At 68.7% G+C, this 14856-nt stretch carries 18 protein-coding genes; 9 read left to right on the forward strand and 9 right to left on the reverse strand.

From position 1 onward, the window contains the following. Nucleotides 1-155: 155 nt before the first annotated feature. The 3 genes from ML01_RS10215 to ML01_RS10225 all read right to left on the reverse strand — a co-directional run bounded on the left by ML01_RS10215 (nucleotide 156) and on the right by ML01_RS10225 (nucleotide 1806). Entirely contained in the window at nucleotides 156-350 is a 195-nt protein-coding gene (locus tag ML01_RS10215) for a hypothetical protein (protein ID WP_058555303.1), read from the reverse strand. Beyond that, nucleotides 337-831 carry a type II toxin-antitoxin system VapC family toxin gene (locus tag ML01_RS10220; RefSeq protein ID WP_058555304.1) on the reverse strand — a complete coding sequence of 165 codons (495 nt, stop codon included), beginning with the start codon at nucleotides 829-831 and terminating at the stop codon, nucleotides 337-339. The genes ML01_RS10215 and ML01_RS10220 overlap by 14 nt, the downstream gene beginning before the upstream one ends. 198 nt (nucleotides 832-1029) lie before the next feature. Then, nucleotides 1030-1806: a sacsin N-terminal ATP-binding-like domain-containing protein gene (locus ML01_RS10225; protein WP_058555305.1), complete on the reverse strand. Its 777-nt coding sequence runs from the start codon at nucleotides 1804-1806 to the stop codon at nucleotides 1030-1032. Between the two features lie 611 nt (nucleotides 1807-2417). Here ML01_RS10225 and ML01_RS10230 point away from each other — a divergent pair. Then, nucleotides 2418-2843: a hypothetical protein gene (locus tag ML01_RS10230; protein WP_058555306.1), complete on the forward strand. Its 426-nt coding sequence runs from the start codon at nucleotides 2418-2420 to the stop codon at nucleotides 2841-2843. A gap of 18 nt (nucleotides 2844-2861) precedes the next feature. Here ML01_RS10230 and ML01_RS10235 read toward each other — a convergent pair whose 3' ends face one another. Then, nucleotides 2862-3680 (reverse strand): class I SAM-dependent methyltransferase, encoded by an 819-nt coding sequence (locus tag ML01_RS10235; protein ID WP_082674140.1) that lies wholly within the window; start codon nucleotides 3678-3680, stop codon nucleotides 2862-2864. Between the two features lie 178 nt (nucleotides 3681-3858). On the opposite strand from ML01_RS10235, the gene ML01_RS10240 reads away from it, so the two are divergent. Continuing rightward, nucleotides 3859-4869 carry a patatin-like phospholipase family protein gene (locus ML01_RS10240; RefSeq protein ID WP_082674141.1) on the forward strand — a complete coding sequence of 337 codons (1011 nt, stop codon included), beginning with the start codon at nucleotides 3859-3861 and terminating at the stop codon, nucleotides 4867-4869. Between the two features lie 120 nt (nucleotides 4870-4989). On the opposite strand, the gene ML01_RS10245 is transcribed toward ML01_RS10240, so the two are convergent. Next, nucleotides 4990-5478, reverse strand: coding sequence for a cupin domain-containing protein (locus tag ML01_RS10245; RefSeq protein ID WP_058555397.1), 489 nt, complete (start codon nucleotides 5476-5478; stop codon nucleotides 4990-4992). A gap of 421 nt (nucleotides 5479-5899) precedes the next feature. Here ML01_RS10245 and ML01_RS10250 point away from each other — a divergent pair, with 421 nt between their 5' ends. Beyond that, nucleotides 5900-6523 (forward strand): tetratricopeptide repeat protein, encoded by a 624-nt coding sequence (locus tag ML01_RS10250; RefSeq protein WP_058555307.1) that lies wholly within the window; start codon nucleotides 5900-5902, stop codon nucleotides 6521-6523. Between the two features lie 174 nt (nucleotides 6524-6697). On the opposite strand, the gene ML01_RS10255 is transcribed toward ML01_RS10250, so the two are convergent. Both ML01_RS10255 and ML01_RS10260 read right to left on the reverse strand, forming a co-directional pair. Then, the gene (locus tag ML01_RS10255; protein ID WP_058555308.1) at nucleotides 6698-7153 is read right to left on the reverse strand and encodes a hypothetical protein; all 456 of its coding nucleotides are present in this window, start codon (nucleotides 7151-7153) and stop codon (nucleotides 6698-6700) included. Continuing rightward, nucleotides 7150-8094, reverse strand: a complete 945-nt coding sequence (locus ML01_RS10260) for a phosphoribosylaminoimidazolesuccinocarboxamide synthase (RefSeq protein WP_058555309.1) — start codon at nucleotides 8092-8094, stop codon at nucleotides 7150-7152. Before ML01_RS10260 ends, ML01_RS10255 begins: the two co-directional genes overlap by 4 nt. 218 nt (nucleotides 8095-8312) lie before the next feature. Between ML01_RS10260 and ML01_RS10265 the strand changes: the two genes are divergently transcribed. From ML01_RS10265 to ML01_RS10280, 4 genes are all read left to right on the forward strand, one after another. Continuing rightward, on the forward strand, nucleotides 8313-8795 hold the full coding sequence (locus tag ML01_RS10265; RefSeq protein ID WP_254045207.1) for a hypothetical protein: 483 nt from the start codon (nucleotides 8313-8315) through the stop codon (nucleotides 8793-8795). 297 nt (nucleotides 8796-9092) lie between these two features. After that, nucleotides 9093-9479 carry a RidA family protein gene (locus tag ML01_RS10270; RefSeq protein WP_058555310.1) on the forward strand — a complete coding sequence of 129 codons (387 nt, stop codon included), beginning with the start codon at nucleotides 9093-9095 and terminating at the stop codon, nucleotides 9477-9479. 28 nt (nucleotides 9480-9507) lie between these two features. Continuing rightward, nucleotides 9508-9807 (forward strand): nucleotidyltransferase domain-containing protein, encoded by a 300-nt coding sequence (locus ML01_RS10275; RefSeq protein ID WP_058555311.1) that lies wholly within the window; start codon nucleotides 9508-9510, stop codon nucleotides 9805-9807. Next, complete coding sequence (locus tag ML01_RS10280; RefSeq protein WP_254045208.1) at nucleotides 9804-10349, forward strand: hypothetical protein; 546 nt, start codon at nucleotides 9804-9806, stop codon at nucleotides 10347-10349. Before ML01_RS10275 ends, ML01_RS10280 begins: the two co-directional genes overlap by 4 nt. A gap of 138 nt (nucleotides 10350-10487) precedes the next feature. Here the strand turns inward: ML01_RS10280 and ML01_RS29915 are convergent, their stop codons facing one another. Then, nucleotides 10488-10739, reverse strand: a complete 252-nt coding sequence (locus tag ML01_RS29915) for a hypothetical protein (RefSeq protein ID WP_173865165.1) — start codon at nucleotides 10737-10739, stop codon at nucleotides 10488-10490. A 109-nt stretch (nucleotides 10740-10848) separates the two neighbouring features. On the opposite strand from ML01_RS29915, the gene mltB reads away from it, so the two are divergent. Beyond that, on the forward strand, nucleotides 10849-11940 hold the full coding sequence (mltB, locus tag ML01_RS10285) for a lytic murein transglycosylase B (protein WP_058555312.1): 1092 nt from the start codon (nucleotides 10849-10851) through the stop codon (nucleotides 11938-11940). Nucleotides 11941-12039: 99 nt separating this feature from the next. Here mltB and ML01_RS10290 read toward each other — a convergent pair whose 3' ends face one another. Continuing rightward, on the reverse strand, nucleotides 12040-12462 hold the full coding sequence (locus ML01_RS10290; protein WP_058555313.1) for a secondary thiamine-phosphate synthase enzyme YjbQ: 423 nt from the start codon (nucleotides 12460-12462) through the stop codon (nucleotides 12040-12042). Here ML01_RS10290 and recG point away from each other — a divergent pair. Beyond that, complete coding sequence (recG, locus tag ML01_RS10295) at nucleotides 12461-14650, forward strand: ATP-dependent DNA helicase RecG (RefSeq protein ID WP_082674143.1); 2190 nt, start codon at nucleotides 12461-12463, stop codon at nucleotides 14648-14650. The two genes, ML01_RS10290 and recG, sit on opposite strands and share 2 nt — an antisense overlap. Nucleotides 14651-14856: the final 206 nt, after the last annotated feature.

Genomic DNA, 14856 nt, shown 5'->3' on the forward strand with positions numbered 1-14856 from the left:
GCCGGTCATTGATGGGCTGCGCCGATCAGGCCTGGCAAATCGATACCGTTCGTTTGGCGACCGCCGCCGTCGACTACCCTCGCCGTAAGATTGGATGCGGCGGAGGTGAAAGCTCACAACGAGTTTTCGTCTTGATCGGGCGCGCGCACTTGTGTCTATTGGGCGTCGTCCTTGGAGGACCGAACCGGTCCGGACGGTTTCCTCTCGCCCCGGCGATCCACCAGATTGCGACCCGTCTGGTTCTGTCTGGCACGCAGATCGGCCACCATCTCAGCCAGGCTGTGGTGGTGCCGGGCGGCATAGGCATCGCGATTGCGCCAGACCTCGGCGATGATGTCATCCTGGTACATTGTTCTCACCCTCCGCGAAAAGCTCCAGCGGCGTGCAGATTTCCGGACAGGAATAGCCCAGGCTGGCGCAGATGGAGCGAATGATCGGTTTCCGGGTTGCGTTGTCGATGTGTCGGCAATTCCAGGTCAGCAGGAAATCAATGCGGTGCACCGCCGCCACTGCGATATGCAGCGCGTCGGCCTCCGCGGACGCGGGAAGGCCGCCGCCCGCGAGCAACTCGCCGGCAAGCGCCTGGGCATCTTCGTCGATGGCAAGCTTCGCAATCCCGTGCAGTGCCTCCAATCGCCGCGCGGCCGCGTCCGGGTTCCCGGCCGACGCCTCCACAATGACCAACTCGGACGTGAAAAGGTCAAACCCCGCGCGTGCCTCGTCCCACCACGTAACGGTGATCTGCTGCCAGGCGGCGGCCCGGATATCGCGGCTGGGCTTCGCGGTCAGGTAGCTTGGAATCGACGTCTCGATGTAGGCGCTTTTCTTCATGCTCTCCGCCTGATCTGTCCGCCTGATCCTCGCGCATTCACACAACTTTGGCGACGTTTGATCATAGCGCGGTTTGTTGGAGAACGGCGCGCGGCGGTTCCCCGTAGACAAGGGTCTCGGCACAAAAACGCAGGAAGGGCCGCCCCTGCCGGGTGATGCGCACCTCCTCCCCGGCGGCAGCTAGATCGATCAACTCGCTCAGTCGGGTCTGTAGCTCAGCGTTGGTGGCCTGTGGGTCGCGGCAAAGGTTGGAATCAGGTCAGCACCAGCGCTGACCGCCTCGATCCTGGTCAGATGGTGCAGCAGGGGCATGATCTCGGCGAGGTGCAACGCCAGGTCCGATTCGCGCAGGAAGGCGAGCTCCTGGTCGGGGCGGTCACCGGGGAAACGCTGGGTGATTGGGTCGGTGAAGTCGCCATCGAGCTTGCGCAGATGGCGTTTCTGGCGCAGTGGCAACCACAGCAGGAACCAATGCGCGCCGTCGTCGGCGCCGGCCGCCCCGATGTGCGCTTGCGCCTCCGCCGCAAGTGCGGCCCAGTCGCGGGCCGTCTCCTGCTCCCAGTCCGGATGAATCGTCGGATTCCAGGGCGACAGGCACTCATGGTGCTGCGCCTGGCCATCCCAAGCCACGAAGAAGAACGCCTCGCACAGATGAAAGACGCTCTTCATGCCGAGCCCGAACTTGCCGATGGTGGCGGCATCGGCGGCCTTGCTGTTGATGCCGAAGGCGCACAGGCTTGCCAGGTCGCCGGGTTTGATCGTGCCGTCGTTCAGGAACCACAGCGCCGGTCCGGCCAACAACGGATGGTCCACCGCGCCGGCGCCGAACCCCGGATGCCAGCCAAACAACAGTCGCCGCGCCCCGGCGTCGTCGGCGTTCTGGATCAATTCCTTGAGCACCGGGAACCCGTCTTCGTAGCGGTTCCGCAGGTTGTCCGTGATCGCGGCCAGGATCGAGAAGTCGAAGTTGCGCATCGTGATAGCCCTAGTCCCTTGCTCGCCCGGTCCACGGCCAACGGCCGCCCCGCTGACCCATCGGGCGTCATAAGGGTTTAGCTTATACGTCCCCAGGGGCTCAAGCCATGAGCTCCGAGACCGCGTCAGGCCGATTTGCGCCGCTTGTCGACCAGAGACAGCGCATTGGAACCAGCGCGGCGGATAGTGCCGCTTGTTCCAGCGGCTTCGAATCCCGCTTGGGTAACGGTGCGCCGCGAGCGGGTCCGTTGCTACCGCCGCGGCTTCACGTTGAAGCAGCCCGGGGTGGCCGCGGGCGAGCCGGATGAGTCCTACTGCACCGACAGGGACAAGGCCGTGCCCGATCTAATGACCGAGGTCGTCGTATCGAGCGACGCGCTGAGCAAGCTGCCGCTTTACCGTGACAAGGGATTCGCATCCGCGCTGGCGCCTGAGCCTGCAGACGCACAAGCTGATCGGCATTCCATGAGCACGCGCGCACCGCTGGCGGAGCTGACGGCGCCGGACGCGCCGCGCGCTGGACCTGTGTGCGGCTGGTTCCTGGGTGCGCTGCTCTTGGTGCTGCACCCGATGGCCTGCGTGCCCGACTTCGGCGTGGGGCTGCTCGCCGCGTGGCTCGGCGGGCGGGCGCCGCGTGGCTCGCCGTCACCTCGGCGCTGCGCCTGGGCTGGACCCTGGCCGGCGCGAACCGCTACGAGCGCTCCAACCTGAGCGGCGACGGCGCGGTGCACTATCTCTTGCCGAGCACGGCGGCGCAGGGTCTGCTGCAGGCGACGGCGGCCTTGCTCGGCCTGCTCGCCACGCTGGTGCTGCTGCGCCGACGCGCCAAGGGTGACGGCCCGGCGGCGGCGCCGATGCCGGGGCTGGTGCCGGCGGCGCTCGCGGCGCCGCCGGAGGTCTCGCTGCTGCTGCCGAACGACGGCTGCGACGTGCTCGCCGCCACCGGCGAGGCCAGGCTCCAGTCCTGGATCATCCGCCCCTGGTCGCAGTTGGACGCGCGCTTCGGGCCGCTGCGGCGGCTGCCGGGGTGGGATTAGCGCGGCCACAGCGCGACTTCAGTCGTCCGCCGGCGAGCCTGGCTTCTGAAACACCATGAAGTGCTGCGAGGGCAAGAAGCCCTGCGTCTCCACATGCTCAAGGCCCACCGCGGCCATCTCCCGGCGCGCCTGCGCCTCGGTCATCTTGTGCAGTGGCTTGATGGGCACGCGCGGGTCCTCGCCGCGGTATTCCACCAGGAACACCCGCCCGCCCGGGCGCAGTGCCGCAACGATGGCATCCATCATCTCCCGCGGATAGGCAAACTCGTGGTAGGCGTCCACCATCAGTGCCGCATCGATGCCGGCGGGGGGCAGCTTCGGGTCTGTCTCGGTGCCGAGCACCAGCTCCACATTGCCGATGCCGCGCTCGGCCAGCCGCGTGCGCATCATGGCGAGCATTTCCGGCTGGATGTCCACGGCATACACGCGACCTTCCGGCACCTGCTCGGCGAGGCGGAACGCAAAGTAGCCGGTGCCGGCGCCGATGTCGGCCACCGCTGCATCCGGGGCTAGGTCCATGGCCGTGACGACGCGCTCCGGCAGTTCTTCACGCAGCCGGCTGACGCGCTCCAGCCAACGGGCGCCGAGGTGACCCATCACCTGCGAGATCTCGCGGCCCATGTAGACCTTGCCGATGCCGTCCGGGGTCGGCGCGCGCGTCTCGTACCAGGGTGCGCTGTCCGCCGCAGCCGGTGGCGGCACGGCGGACGGCAAGAGCAGCGCTGCCGCGGCGGTGAGCGCCGTGATGCAGAGCGCGGCGCGCAACAGGGTCGGCAGTCGCCGGCGGTCGGCGCCGGGCCGATCGGGGCGGAGGTCGGGACGGACATCGGGCAGCATGGCGGAGCTCGAAAGTGCGGGGTTCGGACTCCGATGGACAGCGTTGCGTCGCGGGCATTCCCGAGAGAGGGGCTAGGGGCTAGGGGGCGCGACGCACCTGGCCTCCCACCTGGCGCCCAGCTCCCGACTTCGTATCGCTATGCTGACCCGCCCAGCGACAGCAACGGAACCCTCGCCCATGTCCGATTTCCGCTCGACTTCAGGCCCTGCTGCCGGCGCCGCGACCGGCTCGCATGCAGGCGCAACAAGTATCTCCCTCGTGCTCGGCAGCGGCGGTGCTCGCGGCCTGGCGCATATCGGCATCATCCAATGGCTGGATGCCCACGGTTTTCGCATCCAGTCCATCGCCGGCAGCTCCATGGGGGCGCTGGTGGGCGGCATCTACGCCGCCGGCGAGCTGCCGGCCTATCGCGACTGGGTCTGCGCGCTGCAGCGCACCGATGTGCTGCGCTTCCTGGACATCGCCTGGCGGTCGAGCGGACTCCTCAAGGGCGACCGCATCATGGATACGCTGCGGGAGCTGGTGGGCGAGCACCTCATCGAGGACCTGCCCGTGGACTTCACCGCCGTCGCGACGGACATCGACCGCCAGCGCGAGGTCTGGCTCGCCCGCGGGCCGCTGTTCGACGCCATCCGCGCGTCCATCGCCGTGCCGACGGTGTTCACGCCGCACCGGTACCTCGGGCTTCGGCTCGTGGACGGAGGTCTGCTGAACCCCGTGCCCATTACGCCGACTTTCCGTGACCTCACCGAGCTGACCATCGCTGTCAACCTCAACGGCACGGCGGCCGGCATGCCCTGGCCGCGACAGGCCCCGCCGAAGCTGCCCGAGCCGGCGCCCGCCGAGGCGCCGCCCGTCGCGGACGGCGTCCAAGGCAACGACCTCCGCGGGCGCATCCGCACCTTTCTCGATGAGGTCGGCCGCAGCTTCAAGTCCACCGGTGACGGCGATGATGACCTCGACATGTTCGAGCTCATGAGCCGCTCGCTGGAGACCATGCAGAATGCCGTCGCCGCCGTGAAGCTCGCCGCCTACGCCCCGGACGTCATCATCAACATTCCCCGCGACGCCTGCCAGGCGCACGAGTTCCATCGCGCGCAAGAGATGATCGAGCTGGGAGAGCAATTGGCGGGGCGGGCGCTGGGGTCATTCGGGCGGCGGATGGCCGAAGGTGCGGACGGAGGGTGAGCGGCAATTGGTTCGGCAGCGAGAGCAAGGCGCTTGGACGGCGGACGCAGGCGCACCACTGGCCGGAGTCTCACGACCGACCCTCGGCGGGATGCGCTTCACCTGCTCGCGCCACGCGGGCTAGGAACCCTCGGCGGCGTAAGCGTCGACGGGCTCTTCAAAGGCAATGAACAGGATGCAGTCCTCGTCCGATAGGCAGAGGCTCGTGTGCGGCAGCCGGGCCGGCCCGTAGGCGTAGGTGCCAGGCTGGAGCACGACCGGTTCCTGGCCGTCGTAGTCGACCTGCATCTTGCCGCTGATGAGCACCATGCGTTCGGCACTGGTATGCCAATGGTGAGGCGCCGTGGTGTTGCTCGGCAGGCGGAACAGGACGTCGGCGTTGTGTTTCGTCGGGTCACCCTGGAGAACCGCAATCCCGCAGTTCTCAGGCATAAATGCCGGGCATGGGGTCCATTCGAGGTCGGTCGAGTCAGGCGTGTGGGTGAAGGCCTTGCCATCGTCTGCCAGTGCCGGCCAAGGCGCTGCTGCGACAAGGGCCGTCGCGGCGGACACCAGGACGAATAGGGTGCGGACTAGGGCGCGGACGGGATCGGTTCTGCGAATGTGCATGAGATCTCTCCGGAAATTCGTTGCTGCCCCTGCGCAGGCGTTCTGCTGCGAATGCATCAAGGGCCTGCAGACGGCGTACCAGGCGAATAGCGTCGCGAGTTGCGCAACCGTGCCCACGCTGCCCTCGTCGGTCTGCGGCTCCCGCTGACCGGCCGTCGCAGCGCAGACGTCGAGTGGCGATGACGGCGAGTAAACAGGCGCTCCGGTCACACTCACGCTGCGCCTCGATTTGAGCCCAAGGGCGATATGCGCCGGACCCGGCTCATTTGCCGCTGTCGTCATGCGCGCTGGGGCAGGGCACGCGCCCGGCAGGGTCGGCATGACCGGTGCTTTGCTGTCCGAACTAACGCCCGGAAGGAAGGCCTACTTGGCGGGCGCAGTGGGCCGAGGGCCTGACCTGGCTCGCGCGCGGCCTGGGGCGATGCACACCCACGACCTCGAGGGCGCGCAGGAGGCGGAAGCGCGGCTCGTGGCGTTGCGCGCCGATGCGAAGGCGGCCGGGGAGGACGCCTTTGCGACCTACATCGAGATCGATCGGCTGATCCTCGCCGGCTGGATCGCGCAGGCGCGGGAGCGGACCGATGGCGCGGTCGCGCTCATCCGCGAGGCGGCCGAGGTCGAGGACAGCGTCGAGAAGCACCCGGTGACGCCGGGCCCGTTGCTGCCGCCCTGCGAGGCCCTGGGCGATCTGCTGCTGGAACTGGGCCGGCCGGCCAAGGCGCTCGCGGCGTACGAGGCGTCGGACCAGGTGTGGCCGGGCCGCTTCAATACGCTGCTCGGCGCCGCGCGTGCCGCCGAGGCGGCCGGTGATGACGACGCTGCGCAGGCTTGGTTCGCCGAGCTGGTCGAGGTGGCCGAAGACTCGGACCGTGCCGCCGTGCCCCCGTGCCGCCGTGCCGCCGTGCCGCCGTGCCCCCGTGGCGGAGGCGGAACGCTATCGCGATGGTCAGTAAGGCCGCTTGTTCTTGATCTGCGCACGTTTCCACGCGCCGCGTGGGAAGACAGAGCGCGCAACAACGCCGCCGGGCATCCTGCCCGGCCATGATCACTGCCGTTAAGGCACTGATAATGCAGGGGCCGGGAGACCGCGTCTTCCGGCTCCGTGCGATGCTTGGGCAGGATGCCCAATCAGGTGCCCAATCAATTGGTGTCTCCTTAGGCCAGCAGGGGAAGCGAGGGAATGGTCCCTGTGATGATCACAGCCAGCTTGCCCGCAAGCTCAATGCCGGCGGCGGCTGCGGTCGATATGGAAGCTCTTGGAGGGGTCGACATCCGCATAGACCGAGAAGCGTGCGAACATGACTTCCGTCGAGCCGGTCAGCGGCGCCAGGGCGCAGAGGCCCATGTCGAGATCCCGGAAATAGAAGGCCGCGCCCAAGCGGTTGCCGACCGCGAAGCCGCCATGGGCGAAGGCGAACTGTTTGAGCCACACGGAGGCGAGGCGCTGCGGCTGGAGTGTCGATTCCGGCGCGATTTGCCGCTGCAGGATCTCGATGACACTGCGGAACCGCAGCTCGATATTCTTGTCTTTCAGCGGCTTGCCCTTGGCCGTGAAGCCCGGGTCCGCCGACACGACGTCGAAGAAATAGTCCATCGGATCGGACAGCGTTTCGGCGCTCACCAGAAGATGCTTCAGGTGGGCAATCTTGCCGGAGAGACTCTTTGGCTCGCTCACGGGTGCGTTCTCCGTGCCGGGTCGTCGATGCTGCTACCTGCCACGCCGCCGCCCACCAACCGCCGCTCTGCCTCGGCGTATTTTTCCGCCGTCTTGGCGATGATCTCGGGCGGCAGCTTCGGGCCGGGTGCGGTCTTGTCCCAGTCGAGCGTTTCCAGGTAGTCGCGGACGAATTGCTTGTCGAAGCTGGGCGGGCTGGTGCCAGGCTGGTATTGGTCGGCGGGCCAGAAGCGCGACGAGTCCGGCGTCAGGACCTCGTCGATGAGGATGAGGCGCCCGGCGTCGTCGAGGCCGAACTCAAGCTTGGTGTCGGCGATGATGATGCCGCGGGTCAGGGCGTAGGCGGCGGCGTCGCGGTAGATGCCGAGGGTCACGTCCCGGATCTGCCCCGCGAGATCCTTGCCGATGAGGTCGGCGGTGTGGCGGAAGCTCACGTTCTCGTCATGCTCGCCGACGGCGGCCTTGGTGGATGGGGTGTAGATGGGCTCCGGCAGCCGATCCGCCTGGCGCAGCCCGGCCGGCAGCGGGATGTCGCAGACGGCGCCGGTGCGCTGGTAGTCCTTCCAGCCGGAGCCGATGAGGTAGCCGCGCACGATGGCCTCCACCGGCAGCGGCCGCATCTTGCGCACCACGATGGCGCGCTCGCCGAGGGCACGGCGCTCGTCCGTGTCCGGCACGACCTCGGCGAGCGGGAGGTCGGCCAGGTGGTTTGGCACCAGACCCGCCGTGCGCGCAAACCAGAAGTTGGACACCCGGGTCAGCACCTCGCCCTTGCCCGGGATCGCCTGCGGTAGCACCACGTCGAAGGCGGAGAGCCGGTCGGTGGTGACGATGAGCATGTGCGCATCGTCGATGCCGTAGATGTCGCGCACCTTGCCGCGGTTGATGAGCGGTAGGTGCTTCAAGTCCGACTGAAAGAGGGCCATACGCTCGGCGGTCATGGTTGTAAGCCGTGTCCTGTGCAGAAGGTGGGGGGAAGCGGCGAGCGCGGGGCAACCGGCGGTGCCTGCTAGCGGTGTCTGGTAAGGGCAGGCGCGGCGCGCCGAATTGCCCGCGGCCCGGGACACTTGCGACTATAGCAGCGCGCCGCGGCGCTGCCCGCCCGTGTCGGCCCGCACAATGCCTTCGTCGCGCAATGCCTTCGTATGGAGATCCGATCATGTCGCCAACGTTGAAGCCGGCAGCCCCGGCAGTCGAGGCCACGGGCGCGAGTGCCGCGGACGACTTTTTGCACGCCTTCCGCGGCAGCTTCACGTCGGCGCTGCGCTGGCATCACCTGGATGCGCTGTGGGAGGTGCTGCGGGCCGACGCCAACGGCGGCTGGTACCTCTACGCCGTCGGCGAGCCGCCACCGGCGGAGCCGGCGAGCGGCGAGCAGGTGGAGCGATTCATCGAGGAGATCGACGCGCTGCTCCGCCGCGAGCACGATGAGGACTACTGCGGCATCGTCTACGCCGATGATCGCGCGGCGCCCGGCTTCGTGAAGATCTACGACCCGAACAACTTAGGCGTCGTCTGCGGCTTCAGCGATAGCCCGCCGCTGCCGGGCTGGATCATGAGCAAGCTAAGGCCCGTGGACCTGCCCGCGGCGCAGCCGGCGCCGAAGGGGCGGCGGCGCTGGTGGCGGCGGCTGTTCGGCTGACGCGCCGCAAGCGGCGTTGACCGCCGCGGGTGGACTGCCTATTGTCCGCCGCGGATCAACACTAGCGAGGCGAGGCCTCAGACCAACAAGGGCACGGAGCGTCGTCTTGCGCCGCCCGCTCGTTGGCGCAAGTGAACCAAAGGGCAAAGGGCCAAGGGCCAAGGGCCAAGGGCCAAGGCCAAAGGATGGCGCCCTCGGCCCTCGGCCCTTTTCCACGCATGCACGGAGTCGTGGTGAAACTTGACTCATCTGCAAGCGTTTGGCGCCGTCAAGCAATCCAACGGGAGACAACCAAGCATGACCAAGCAGATCATCCACACGGATCAGGCGCCGGAGGCCATCGGCACCTATTCGCAGGCGGTGCGCGTCGGCGACACGGTGTACCTGTCCGGCCAGATCCCGCTGGACCCGGCGACCATGGACATGGTCGAGGGCGACATGGAGCACCAGATCCGCCGCGTGTTCGATAATCTCCGGGCTGTCGCTCGCGCCGCTGGCGGCGAGCTGGCCGATGTCGCCAAGCTCAACATCTTCCTGACTGACCTCGCGCACTTTCCGCTCGTGAACCAGCTCATGGCCGAGTACTTCAGCGAGCCCTATCCGGCCCGCGCCGCCGTCGGCGTCGCAAGCCTGCCGAAGGGCGCGCAGGTGGAGATGGACGCGGTGATGGTGCTCGGCGGCTGAACGCGGCGGGCGCCGGAGCACAACGCCGATGCGCCTCTCCGCCGAGCAGGCCGCCGTGATCCGCGACATCGTCCGCGCGGAGCTCGGGCCGTCCGCGCAGGTGCGGCTGTTCGGGTCGCGCACCGACGACAGGGCGCGCGGCGGCGACATCGACCTGTTTGTGGAGGCAGACCGGCCGCTTGAGAATCGCGCCGCCACGGCGAGCCGGCTCGCGGCCCTGTGCCAGATCCGGCTCGGCGACCAGCGCATCGACGTGGTGCTGGTGGACCCGACCAGCGCACCGCAGCCGATCCATGCGCGGGCCAGGGCCGAGGGCCTGTTGCTGTGAATGCGCCGCTCGACCCAACCCGGCTTAAGTTCTTGGTGGATACGGCGAGGCGCGAGGCGCTGCACCTGCTCGGCACGACGGAGCGGCTCTTTCGCGACGAGGTCGACGCAGAGTGGGTGCGGGCGCTCGATGCGACCCCCGAGCTCGCCGAGCGCGTGGATGCCTTCGTCGCGCGCTTCGGCCGGCTGCAGGACAACCTCGGCGACAAGCTAATCCCCGAGCTCCGCCGGCAGTTGCTGGAGCGGCCCGGCGCCGCGCTCGACAACCTGAACCGCATGGAAAAGCTCGGACTCCTCTGCTCGGTGGCGGACTGGGTGGAGGCGCGGAACCTGCGCAACCGGCTCGTGCACGAGTATATGCGCGACCCGGAGGAGTTTGCCGGTGCGCTGCGGCGGGCAAGCGAGCTGGTGCCGCTGCTGGTCGAAACCTACAACCGCATCAGCCGCTATAGCGCCGAGCGCTTCGCCGGTGCCAGCGACGACTGGCCGCGGCCGACTGGGGACTCCAAGAGCCCAGGACCGACCAGGGCACGAAGCGTCTGAAGCAGAAGCGTCTGCAGCAGAAGCGTCTGAAGCAAAGGGCCGAGTGCCGAAGACCGAGGAGGGCTCCCTTGGCCCTTGGCCCCCGGCCTTGGGCCTTCGTTCAGGTGGCGCCGTCAAGCCATCTAACGAGGCTTCGCCTCAGACCGACGAGTCGTGCTCATCGCTATCGAAATCGCTATCGGGATCGCTAACGCTATCGGGATCGCTAACGCTAACGCTATCGGGATCGGGATCGGGATCGGGATCGGGATCGGGATCGGGATCGGGATCGGGATCGGGATCGGGATCGGTTGGTACTCGGTTCGATTTCGCTTTCGATCCCGATTTCGATTTCGACGCGCCTGGCCAGTCTGGAGCCTCGTCGAGTCTGGCCCACGTTGGGCTGCCCAACGGCCGCACTGTCAGCCGGCGCCCCCCAAGCCCCCGGGACAGCGCCGCGTAATCGGGCTAACATCGCGCGGGGTCAACGACATAAGCTCTAAACTTGAGGGAGTTTTCAATGCGCCGTCCGCCGCTCGCCGTCGCCGCCCTAGTTCTGCTGCTGCCGCTCGCCGGCTGCGGCTCGAATCCCGCCAAGCACGCGCCGGAGGCGACGCTTGCCAGCGCCTCCGCCTCGGCGCTCAAACCCGTCAAGTTTTCCACCACGCCACGGCTCACGACCGGCCCCTATGCCGGGCGGGCCGACGTAGAGACCTTCATCGACCACATGCAAGCCAAGGGCTACACGCGCGCGGAGCTGGTGAGCGTGTTCTCCCGCGTGCGGCCGGATGACTGGATCATCGAGTACATGAATCGCCAGTGGCGCCCGTCCTCCGGCCCCAATGGCGCCTGGACGCGCTACCGCGCCCGTCACATTACATCGGACATGCTGGCCAAGGGCACGGCCTTCTGGAACCAGCACGCGGCGGAGCTGGAGCGGGCCTCGAAGCAATACGGCGTGCCGCCCGAGTACATCGTCGCCATCATCGGCATCGAGACCAAGTGGGGCGGCTACATGGGCAAGCACCGCATCATCGATGCGCTGGCGACCCTCGCCTTCGACTATCCCCGCCGGGCCGAATACTTTACTGGCGAGCTGCAGAACTACCTCATCATGGCCCGGCAGGAGGGCATGGACCCCTTCCAGCCTGTCGGCTCCTTCGCCGGCGCCATGGGCTACGGGCAGTTCATGCCGTCGAGCTATCTCGCCTACGCGGTGGACTTCGACGGCAACGGTCGTCGCGACCTCTGGAACCGCGTGGACGCCATCGGCAGCGTCGCGCATTACTTCAAGCAGCACGGCTGGAAGACCGGCGAGCCCGTGACAACGCGCGTCAGCTCCGCCTCGCCGGGCGCGCTGGAGACGGGCTTTCGCAGCAGCTATCCGGTGAGCCGGCTCCAGGCCATGGGCTATCGCGCGCCCGTGTCGTTGTCCGCCGACAAGCGGGTCAGCCTGCTGCAGCTCGACGCCGCGGGCGGCTACGAGTACTGGTTCGGCTTCGACAACTTCCAGACCATCACGAAGTACAACAACAGCACCTACTACGCGATGACCGTGCACCAGCTCGCCGAGGCGCTGCGGGCGCGCCGCGGGGGCGGCCGGGCAGCCTAAACGCCTTGACGGCGCCAAATGCGCGCAGATCGGCCGAGGGCCAAGGGCCAAGGAGCGCCCCTCGGCCCTCGGCCCTCGGCCCTCGCCCCTTCTTCAACGCTACGTCTTGCCCTGAATCGTCACCACCACGCGGCGGCGCTGGCCGTCGGTGCGATGCTCGTACAGGAACACGCCCTGCCAGGTGCCGAGCGCGAGCCGCCCGGCGCTGATGGGCAGCGACAGGTCCATCTTGGTCAGGATGGCGCGGATGTGCGAGGGCATGTCGTCCGGCCCCTCTGCGGTGTGCCGAAACAGCGGGTCGCCGTCCGGCACCAGCCGCGCGAGGAAGGCCTCGACATCGCGGCGCACCGTCGGGTCCGCGTTCTCGCACAGCATCAGCGAGGCGCTGGTGTGCTGCACGAAGACATGGCAGAGTCCGGTGCGAATGCCGCTGGTGCGGACTGCTTCATCCACCTGCGCCGTAATGTTCATCGTGCCGCGGCCCCGCGTCGTGATCGCGAGCTCCCGTTGAATCGTCTGCATGACCCCGTCGCCCTCCGATAAGCACGCCGGCGATGGCGCACCTGCTGCGACAGGCGCGCCGGCGGCGGATGAGCCTGGATTGGATCAGATCCCCATCACCGGCCTCAAGCGGGTCGGACCTAAGCTCGCCGAACGGCTCGACAAGCTCGGCATCGCGAGCGTCGCGGACCTGCTCTTCCACCTGCCCGCCCGCTACCAGGACCGCTCCCGGCTGCGCCCGCTGCGCGAGCTGCGCGACGGCGACGAGGCGCTGGTGGAGGGCGTCGTCACCGATGCCGCCATCGCCCAAGGCCGGCGCCGCTCGCTCAAGGTCTGGCTTCAGGACGACACGGGCGGCGGGCTGATGCTGCGGTTCTTTCACTTCTCGCGGGCGCAGATGGAGGGCATGCGCGTGGGCCAGCGCCTGCGCTGCTTCGGCGAGGTGCGCCAGGGCCCGCAGACGCTGGAGATGATTCACCCGGAGGTGCAGTACCAGATCGCGGACGAGCCCGGGGCGATTGGGCAGGGTGTCGCCGTGGATGCGCCGCTGACGCCCATCTACCCGTCCACGGAGGGCATGCAGCAGATCACCTGGCGCGGGCTCACGGACCAGGCACTGGCGTTGCTGACGGCCCATCCTGCCGCGCTCGCGGACCTGGTGCCGGCCGCCGTCGCCGCGCCGCTGGGCCTGCCGCCGCTGCATGAGGCCATCCGCACCGTGCACCGCCCGCCGGCGGAGGCGCCGGTGACGGCGCTGGTGGAGCGCACGCACCCGGCGTGCCTGCGCCTCGCCTTCGACGAGATGCTCGCGCACCAGCTCGCGCTGCGGCGGCTGCGCAACCAGCGCCGGCACCTGGCGGCCGTGCCCTTAGCGGGCGATGCGTCGTTGCGCAGGCGGCTGCTCGCGAGCCTGCCCTTCGCGCTCACGGGCGCCCAGGCGCGAGTGGTGGACGAGATTGCGCGCGACATCGGCCGCCCGCGGCCGATGATGCGACTGCTGCAGGGCGACGTCGGCTCCGGCAAGACCGTGGTCGGGGCGCTCGCGGCCTTGCAGGCCGTGGAGTGCGGCCGGCAGGTGGCGCTGATGGCGCCGACGGAGCTGCTCGCCGAGCAGCACCGCAAGAGCCTGTCCGGCTGGCTCGCGCCGCTCGGCATCGAGGTCGCCTGGCTGTCCGGCCGTCACAAGGGCGCCGAGCGCGCGGCGGTGCTGGCGCGGCTGGCATCGGGCGCGGCGCCGGTCATCGTCGGCACGCATGCGCTGTTTCAGCAGGACGTGGTCTTTGCGGGTCTAGGGTTGGTCATCATCGACGAGCAGCACCGCTTCGGCGTGCACCAGCGCATGGCGCTGCGCGAGAAGGGCGCCGGTGAGGGCCGGCTGCCGCACCAGCTCATCATGACCGCCACACCCATCCCGCGCTCGCTGGCCATGGCCGTCTATGCGGACCTGGACCTGTCCGTGATCGACGAGCTGCCGCCGGGACGCACGCCCATTACCACCGTCGCGGTGCCGGACAGCCGCCGGGACGAGGTCATCGAGCGGGTGCGCCGCGCCTGCGCCGCGGGTCGCCAGGCCTACTGGGTCTGCACCCTGGTGGAAGAGTCGGAGGCCCTGCAGGCGCAGGCCGCGGACGACACGGCCGCAGACCTGCGCGAGCGCCTCCAGGGCTTGCGCATCGGTCTGGTGCACGGGCGCGTCAAGGCCGCCGAGCGCGAGCCCGTGATGGCCGCCTTTGCCGCCGGGGAGCTGGACCTGCTGGTGGCCACCACGGTCATCGAGGTGGGCGTGGACGTGCCGAACGCGAGCCTGATGATCATCGAGAACCCGGAGCGCTTAGGGCTGGCACAGCTCCACCAGCTACGCGGGCGGGTCGGCCGCGGCTCGGTGGAGAGCTACTGCGTGCTGCTGTACCACGCACCGCTCACCGCCGCCGCCCGCGAGCGGCTCGACATCCTGCGCCGCGAGACCAGCGGCTTCGCCATCGCCGATGCGGACCTGCGCATGCGCGGCGCCGGCGAGGTGCTCGGCACCCGCCAGGCCGGCATGGCGGCGTTCCGGCTCGCGGACCCGCTGCGGGACAAGGACCTGGTGCTCGCCGCCCAGCGGGGCGCGGACCGGATGCTGCAGGACGTCTCCCCCGCCGGCACCGCGCGCATCACGGCGCTGATCCACCGCTGGCTGGGGGGCCGGGAGGATTACGGTCGGGTGTGAGCTCGGGGGGGCGGCGATTGCCGATGTCGGGCGACCCATACCGAAGACGGGCGAATGAAGACGGGCGACTGAGGTCGCCCTGCCGCGGGGCCGGATGAATCCGGGGTACTCGGGCGGCGCCACCCTCTTCTGGGTAGGCCGGCTGGGCTGCAGTCGGCCCTCGCGGGTCGGTGAAATACCGACAATTAGTCGCATTTTCCAGGCGA

Origin of the sequence: Thiohalocapsa sp. ML1 (assembly GCF_001469165.1) — a bacterium.
In the GTDB taxonomy this organism is placed as follows: domain Bacteria; phylum Pseudomonadota; class Gammaproteobacteria; order Chromatiales; family Chromatiaceae; genus Thiohalocapsa.